The 6,973-nt window shown below is 49.6% G+C and carries 8 protein-coding genes; 2 read left to right on the forward strand and 6 right to left on the reverse strand.

What is annotated here, in order from left to right; all coding sequences use genetic code 11:
• Positions 1-202 precede the first annotated feature (202 nt).
• The 3 genes from FYJ52_RS09800 to FYJ52_RS09810 all read right to left on the reverse strand — a co-directional run bounded on the left by FYJ52_RS09800 (position 203) and on the right by FYJ52_RS09810 (position 2,976).
• Complete coding sequence (locus FYJ52_RS09800) at positions 203-1,150, reverse strand: L-lactate dehydrogenase (protein WP_154577045.1); 948 nt, start codon at positions 1,148-1,150, stop codon at positions 203-205.
• A 242-nt stretch (positions 1,151-1,392) separates the two neighbouring features.
• Positions 1,393-1,983: a DapH/DapD/GlmU-related protein gene (locus FYJ52_RS09805; protein WP_154577046.1), complete on the reverse strand. Its 591-nt coding sequence runs from the start codon at positions 1,981-1,983 to the stop codon at positions 1,393-1,395.
• Positions 1,984-1,992: 9 nt separating this feature from the next.
• Complete coding sequence (locus FYJ52_RS09810) at positions 1,993-2,976, reverse strand: alpha/beta hydrolase (protein ID WP_205960831.1); 984 nt, start codon at positions 2,974-2,976, stop codon at positions 1,993-1,995.
• A gap of 165 nt (positions 2,977-3,141) precedes the next feature.
• On the opposite strand from FYJ52_RS09810, the gene FYJ52_RS09815 reads away from it, so the two are divergent.
• Positions 3,142-4,023: a LysR family transcriptional regulator gene (locus FYJ52_RS09815; RefSeq protein ID WP_154577048.1), complete on the forward strand. Its 882-nt coding sequence runs from the start codon at positions 3,142-3,144 to the stop codon at positions 4,021-4,023.
• A 77-nt stretch (positions 4,024-4,100) separates the two neighbouring features.
• Here FYJ52_RS09815 and FYJ52_RS09820 read toward each other — a convergent pair whose 3' ends face one another.
• The 3 genes from FYJ52_RS09820 to FYJ52_RS09830 form a co-directional block, all read right to left on the reverse strand.
• Positions 4,101-4,613: a nitroreductase family protein gene (locus FYJ52_RS09820; RefSeq protein WP_154577049.1), complete on the reverse strand. Its 513-nt coding sequence runs from the start codon at positions 4,611-4,613 to the stop codon at positions 4,101-4,103.
• A 192-nt stretch (positions 4,614-4,805) separates the two neighbouring features.
• Positions 4,806-5,774 (reverse strand): D-2-hydroxyacid dehydrogenase, encoded by a 969-nt coding sequence (locus tag FYJ52_RS09825; protein WP_154577050.1) that lies wholly within the window; start codon positions 5,772-5,774, stop codon positions 4,806-4,808.
• A 119-nt stretch (positions 5,775-5,893) separates the two neighbouring features.
• Complete coding sequence (locus FYJ52_RS09830; protein WP_154577051.1) at positions 5,894-6,223, reverse strand: cupin domain-containing protein; 330 nt, start codon at positions 6,221-6,223, stop codon at positions 5,894-5,896.
• 330 nt (positions 6,224-6,553) lie between these two features.
• Here FYJ52_RS09830 and FYJ52_RS09840 point away from each other — a divergent pair, with 330 nt between their 5' ends.
• A complete protein-coding gene (locus tag FYJ52_RS09840; RefSeq protein ID WP_205960832.1) occupies positions 6,554-6,700 on the forward strand; it encodes a winged helix-turn-helix transcriptional regulator in 147 nt (48 codons plus the stop codon).
• The last annotated feature ends 273 nt before the right edge of the window (positions 6,701-6,973 follow it).

A 6,973-nucleotide genomic window follows, 5' to 3' on the forward strand; every position in this document is an offset into this window, starting at 1 on the left:
TACTGAATGCATGGCCTGTTTCTATTATTGCTATTTTACCACGGTTGTATGGCAACAGGTGAAAAATGATTGCGATAATAAACAAAGCCTAGAGCGTTTGCCCTAGACTTTGTCTACAGTCTGAAACAAGAGACTTGTGTATCGACACAAGTCTCTTGTTGTTTAACGGTTTTCTCTTGGTATAGGAAAGATTTGCCTTCTCCTACAATAATCCCGCGTTTTCCGCGATTGTTTTTAACGTGTCCGCAGATTTTTCCAGTTTGGCCTGTTCATCCTGATTCAGGACAATGGGAATATGGGTTTCCACGCCGTTTCTCCCCACAATCGCCGGCATACTGAGGGAAATATCGGAAATGCCGTACTCGCCGTGCATCACGGAAGAGACTGGGAGAATGCTCTTTTCATTCATGACAATGGCCCGGCAGATTCTGACAACCGACATGGCAATGCCGTAATAGGTGGCTTTTTTCTTCGCGATGATTTCGTAGGCGCTGTTTTTGACGTCCTCCGCGATTTGACGCATGGCTTCCATATGTTGATAATGTCCGCGCATTTCGCAGAAGGTATCCAGCGGCACTCCCGAGACATTGGTGCTGCCCCAGGCTACAATTTCGCTGTCACCGTGTTCGCCGATGATAAATGCGTGCACACTGCGGCCGTCCACAGAAAGATGTTCGCCCAGCTTGCTCTTTAGTCTTGCGGTATCCAGCACGGTGCCCGATCCAAACACGCGGTTTTCTGGAAATCCGGACAATTTAACCGCCGCCAGTGTCAGAATATCCACCGGGTTGGACACGATCAGCAGGATGCCTTCGTAGCCGCGCTTCGCAATCTCGGGGATGATACTTTTATAAATGCCCACATTCTTATTGACCAGGTCGAGGCGGGTTTCGCCCGGCTTCTGCGCGGCGCCGGCCGTGATCACGATGATGGCCGCGTCCATAATGCCGTCGTAATCCGTCGCGTACACCTGCGTCTGCCCGATAAAGGGCACGCCGTTGGAGATGTCCAGGGCTTCGCCTTCCGCCTTTTCGGCATTCGCGTCAAGCAGGGCGATTTCCGAAAAGAGCCCGCTCTGCATCAGTGCAAACGCTGACGAAGACCCTACAAAACCGCATCCGACCACAGCAACTTTTCGTTCATTAATCATTTTATCACACTTCCTTTTTTATGATTTCAATATCCAAAACAGCGCCATCTTAACATCTTAAATGAATGCGCTGCCCTTCCTGCGATTGATCATAGTATACGCCAAAAAGCGGCGAATTGCTGTATCTACAGATACATATTTCAAAAAATCTGATGTATAATGATATCACACTTAAGAAAGTGAGCGAAAAAAATGAACGACGAGATTCTGGAAAAACATTCCATTCTTGCGTCTGTTTCGCGCTACACTTCTACGCCTGCCTCTGCTGCTTTAATCGTTTTGATCACTTTCGCTGGGACACCAGCTGCGACCGTTCTGGCCGGGATATCTTTTGTAACGACTGCGCCGGCGGCGATAATCGCGCCTTCTCCGATGGTCACGCCAGGCAATACCGTCACATTCGCCCCAAGCCAGACCCCGTTCCCGATTACAATTCTAGATGGAATGAGGTTCCCCCGTTTCTGCGGGTCCGGATTATGGTTCAATGTCGCCAACACCGCATTGTGGCCGATCAATACATTATCTCCGATCCAAATACCGCCTTGGTCCTGAAATCGGCAGCCAGAATTTACAAACACATTCTTCCCGAAGTGAATATGCTTGCCGCAGTCAGTATAGAACGGCGGAAAGAGACCGAAAGGCGGAAAATCCGGCTGGCCCGTCAGTTCCCGCATCAATACCACTAGTTCTTCCGGTGTGTGATAAGCATTGTTCATCTCTGCCGTGATGCGCAGTGCTTCCTGGGAGAGACTATGCATAAAAAGATGGTATGCCGACCCCGCTTCAATTTCTTCGCCTGAATCCATTTTTTCAAGAAACGTTTTTAATTTCATATCGCGTCCCTACTTCAACCATGTCGTCATGAAGGTTTCGATCTTATCAAAGGGGATCGCATCCTTTCCGCCGCCATCATAAAGATCCGTATGAACGGCGCCGGGAACGATCATTAATTCTTTGTTATTGCCATTTAGAAGTTTAAATGCATCCCGGCTCATATAGCAGGAATGGGCCTTTTCCCCATGGATCATCAGCACCGCACTGTCAATCTCACCTGCATAGGTAAACAGCCGCGTATTGGCTAAAGATGTGCCTGCCTGTACGGCCCAGCCCCCATTAGAATTCAGTGAACGGGCATGATAACCTCTGCTTGTCTTATAATAGTCGTAATAATCCTTCACGAAAAAGGGGGCGTCCTCCGGAAGGGGATCCACAACGCCTCCGGCCAACGCGTAGGTGCCGTTTTCGTAATCCGCGATGCGCTGCTGATTGACGGCTTCCCTTGCCGCTTTTCTTGCCGCTTTATTGTCTGCTTCGTCAAAATATCCGTTTCCTGCAACTCTCGTCATATCATACATCGTCGATATCACCGTCGCTTTGATCCTTGTGTCGATACATGCGGTCTGCAGCGCCATGCCGCCCCATCCGCAGATACCGATAATGCCAATCCTTTCCGAATCAACATGGTCATGACACGACAAAAAATCAACAGCCGCCTGGAAATCCTCGACATTAATATCCGGTGAATGCATTGCCCGCGGGAACCCTCCGGATTCGCCAGTAAATGACGGATCAAAGGCGATCGTCAGAAAGCCTCTTTCAGCCATCGTCTGAGCGTAAAGTCCGGATGCCTGTTCTTTGCACGCACCGAACGGACCTGCAACAGCGATTGCTGGAAGTTTGCCCGCTTTCGTCTTCGGTACATACATATCTGCGGCAAGGGTGATTCCAAAATGATTGACAAATGTCACCTTGCTGTGTACCACTTTATCGCTCTTCGGGAAAGTTTTATCCCATTCCTGTGTAAGATTTAATTCTTCTTTCTTCATCATGATCTCCTATTTTAATGATCTCCCTGTTTTAATTCCTTCTCCGACAATTATTGCTTTGCCTTCTTAAGCATAAATATTTGAACACCGTCTCGCTAATGATTATAATGAATATCATGATATTCATTTATTGCATATCATAGACAGGACGAAAGGAATACGCTCATGGAAATCAAAACGCTCAGATACTTTCTTGCCATTGCAAGAGAAGAAAACATGACGCGCGCTGCTGCGTTTTTGCATGTCACGCAGCCCACACTTTCAAAGCAGATGAAGTCCCTGGAAGACGAACTGGGGAAAAAACTCTTTACCCGTCACAGCTTCAGTATCCGTCTGACGGACGAAGGCATTCTTCTGAAGAACCGCGCGGAAGACTTGGTCAGCCTGGCGAATAAAATCGAGCAGGAATTCACATCCCTTGATGACATCACTGGCGGCGACCTCTATCTCGGTTTAGCAGAATCTTGTCAGCTCAAATATCTTGCCCAAGTTATCAAAGCATTCAAGAGGCGCTATCCCAACCTGCACTACCACATTACAAGCGGCGATACCGAGCAGATTGCCGACAAGCTCGACAACGGGCTGCTGGATTTCCTCGTTCTGGCAGAATACCCCGACGGCCGCAAATATGAATCCATTGAATTTCCAGAAAGCGATAAATGGGGACTTGTAATCCCAACCAATGACCCTCTGGCAAAGAAAAAAAAGATCCGCGTAACGGATCTGATCGGGCTTCCCCTATTTTGCTCTGAGCAAGCATGGGATCATGAAATCAAAGAATGGGCTGGGGCATCATTTTCAAAATTAAAGCTGGAAGGCTCCTTTCGCCTAGCCTACAATGGTTCCATCTTCACAAGGGAAGGCCTTGGCTACCTTCTTACTTTTGATCACCTGATCGATACGTCTGAAGACAGCGGACTTGTCTTCCGCCCTTTGGAACCTGCAGCTGAGACCAAACTCTTTATTGTCTGGAACCGGTATCAAACTTTTACGCCCATTGCAGAAAGATTCCTTAAGCAGCTGCGGACGACCCTACAAATAAAATAAAGTGGGCGCTCCGCAGATGATCACCCACTTTAACACGCAAACAAGAGACTTGTGTATCGACACAAGTCTCTTGTTGTTTAAAGGTACGTCACCGTTTCGCTGAGGTCTTTGCGCTGGGTATGCCGTTCCAGGGGGCCCGCGCCTTCTGCGGGATAGCCGAGATCCAGCAGCATCACCACTTTTTCGTTGGCCGGCAAACCGAAAATCTCGGCCGCTTTGTCAGGATCGAAGCGGTTGAGCCAGCAGCTGTCCACCCCGGCGTCCTTGGCCGCGAGGAGCAGATGGGTGGCCACAATTGTCGCGTCTTCGATGCCAGAGGTGTACCGCTCTCCGGGATAAGTGTACATATTGTTCTGGTCGTAGGCGACGAGGAGCACGGTTCCGGCGCCGTAGCGGCACGGGGTGAGCTGATCCACCTTCGCCAGGTCTTCCGGCTTCTCGATCACGTAAATCTTCTGTTCCTGCAGGTTCTTCGCCGTCGGGGCCAGGCGCCCGGCTGCGAGAATCTGCTGGAGTTTTGCCGGTTCCACCGGTCGGCCGTCGTACTTCTTGCACGAATACCGCGCTTTGATCAGTTCTGAAAATTCCATGGCAATGCCTCCTGTGATATCAAATCTCCGCCGTCATTTTATGACGCTAACGTTAGTTTTATTATATCATGGTCTGCTGCTGTTCCCTATCATCTTTTTCGCTTTGGCGGAGGCGATCGCCAAAGCCGCGGCTTTTTCTGGCGCCGCATGCCCCCTGCTGTGAGCGAAAGCATGCTCAATCCTCTGGCCCGCTCAATAGCCCCGCTTTTTATCGACGCGATGCTTCAAAGGCTTGCCGGTCAGGTAATTTTCCAGATCTTCGCAAAACATCGCTACGCTCTTCTCTCTTGTATAATCCAACGCCATTTTGCCAGCGCAGTGGGGCGTCAGCAGGAGGTGCTTTGCCGTTCGCAGGGGGCTGTCCGCCGGGACCGGCTCCGTCTGCATGACGTCCAGCGCGGCCCCTGCCAGCCGGTCGGCATTTAAGGCGTCGACCAGCGCCCCTTCGTCGATGGCGCTCCCTCTGCCGACATTCACGAGATAGGCGTCTTTCGGCAGCCGGGCCAGCATCTCCCGGTTCATGATCCCGACTGTTTCCGGCGTCTCCGGCAGGCTCATGACGAGCAGATCTGTTTCCGGCAGGACATCTGCCAGATCTGCAACCTGGCAGACCCGGTCGCACCCTGGCACCGCCCGGCCGCTGCGGTTCACGCCGATCACCGATGCCGGTTCGAAGCCTCTGACCCGAGAGGCAAAAGTTCTGCCGATGTCCCCGGTGCCCAGCAGGGTGATCCGACTGCCGCACAGGGCGTGCATGGGCACTACCCCTTTCCAGGATGTCTGAGACGTGTCGTTTAAAATGGCCTCGTGGCGGCGATACTGCCGCATCATCATCAGGGCCGTCATGACAATATGCTCCGAAATGGTGACCCCGTAGGCCCCGGCGGAATTGGACAGCACACATGTGTCGTTGGGCAGCACACCGTCCTTGAGATACGCGTTGACGCCGGCCCAGTTGGTGCAGAACCACTTGAGCGCCTTAGCCTGGCGCAGAGGCGCCGTATCCGCCCCAAATAAAATCTCTGCATCCCGCGCTTCCTGAGCCGCCTTTTCCAGATCTGTTTCAAAAACTGCCTTCCAGCTGTGCGCCGCCGCGATATCACGAATCTTTTGCCGTTGTGGTTTTGTAATGTCCCAATAGACAAGAAGCTTATGGCTCATCATGCCCTCCCTTCACTTCTTTCAACCAGCCAGTTCTCGACCAATGGCCTCTCCTACTGTAAGCTGTTTTTTTCCTAACATCGTTCCTTTGATCAGAAGTTCCTTAAATACGTATAGACTCATTTCTTCACCACGATGGTCAGCATAACCAGATCCTCCTCTCCTGTATTAACAATCGCGTGCTCTGATCCTTTCGGGCAGATATGCATCACGCCCGGTCTCAATTCTTCCTCTACACCGTCGCAAAACGCTTTGCCTGTTCCACTGATCACATAGTTCATGTCATCGCCTGATTCCTGTTTATGGATACCGATACTTCCTCCCGGATGGATAGAGGTTGGGATGATCCGATAGGAAGCATCATTATACATACGGGCGCTCATCATACCGGTGCCGTTATTCATACCCGGGAGCGTCATTGAATCTATATCATTAAAGTCAATCTTCATTATCATTACCTCCAAAAGCTCATATTCGACACTGACATCTAACTTATTACTTTTTTACTCTGATCATAAGCTTCTCATGCTGTCTCTTCGCATCCGCAACCGATCTTCCCCCTGTTCGTCTGCACCCTGTTTGAGCATCGCCAGTATCTTCTCTTTGTCATCCGGAAGATGTCCATATACCATAATCATGGCCGCTTTCAATAGTTATCATTTTCCTTCTACCTCCTTTTTGTTTGAATATTGCTTCACGCATGTCAGTTATGCTTTCTCTTTGCAGATTTCTTCACTTCTTCGTGATAAAAGTAATGGCAGATCACCGAATTTAGCGCGATGCTGATCGTCAGGAAGCAGTTTAATGAAATCCCTCCACATGTTGAATATTCCTTTTCGGAAATGGGACGGGATCTCATGCCAGTATTCTATTCCATCATGGTATGGGGTTTCAAGCATGAAAAGGATATTCCTGACTACAAATAAAAACTGATCAATTATTCTTGTTAAAATATCTTTCGTTGCAGAATCGTTCTTATCTCCTTTTTTGCCTCCTGTCGGTCATAAAACCCACAGAGAAGCATAATCCCACATACGCAAAAATGCCCCTAAACCATAATGGCTTAGGGGCATTTCAGACTGTAGACAAACGAGGCTCTGAGAAAATACTCAGGAGCCTCGTTTGATTTAATATCAAGCTGCAATTTGTAGATTTATAAATTGAAATCGAAATATAGGACGATTCGGTCCTGAGTGGTT

Origin of the sequence: Pseudoramibacter porci (genome assembly GCF_009696145.1) — a bacterium.
Lineage (GTDB): Bacteria > Bacillota > Clostridia > Eubacteriales > Eubacteriaceae > Pseudoramibacter > Pseudoramibacter porci.

Coding starts and splice junctions, on each gene's coding strand:
- FYJ52_RS09800 (WP_154577045.1), bottom strand. CDS start 1,150: ATGATTAATGAACGAAAAGTTGCTGTGGTCGGATGCGGTTTTGTAGGG.
- FYJ52_RS09805 (WP_154577046.1), bottom strand. CDS start 1,983: ATGAAATTAAAAACGTTTCTTGAAAAAATGGATTCAGGCGAAGAAATT.
- FYJ52_RS09810 (WP_205960831.1), bottom strand. CDS start 2,976: ATGAAGAAAGAAGAATTAAATCTTACACAGGAATGGGATAAAACTTTC.
- FYJ52_RS09815 (WP_154577048.1), top strand. CDS start 3,142: ATGGAAATCAAAACGCTCAGATACTTTCTTGCCATTGCAAGAGAAGAA.
- FYJ52_RS09820 (WP_154577049.1), bottom strand. CDS start 4,613: ATGGAATTTTCAGAACTGATCAAAGCGCGGTATTCGTGCAAGAAGTAC.
- FYJ52_RS09825 (WP_154577050.1), bottom strand. CDS start 5,774: ATGAGCCATAAGCTTCTTGTCTATTGGGACATTACAAAACCACAACGG.
- FYJ52_RS09830 (WP_154577051.1), bottom strand. CDS start 6,223: ATGAAGATTGACTTTAATGATATAGATTCAATGACGCTCCCGGGTATG.
- FYJ52_RS09840 (WP_205960832.1), top strand. CDS start 6,554: ATGCTGATCGTCAGGAAGCAGTTTAATGAAATCCCTCCACATGTTGAA.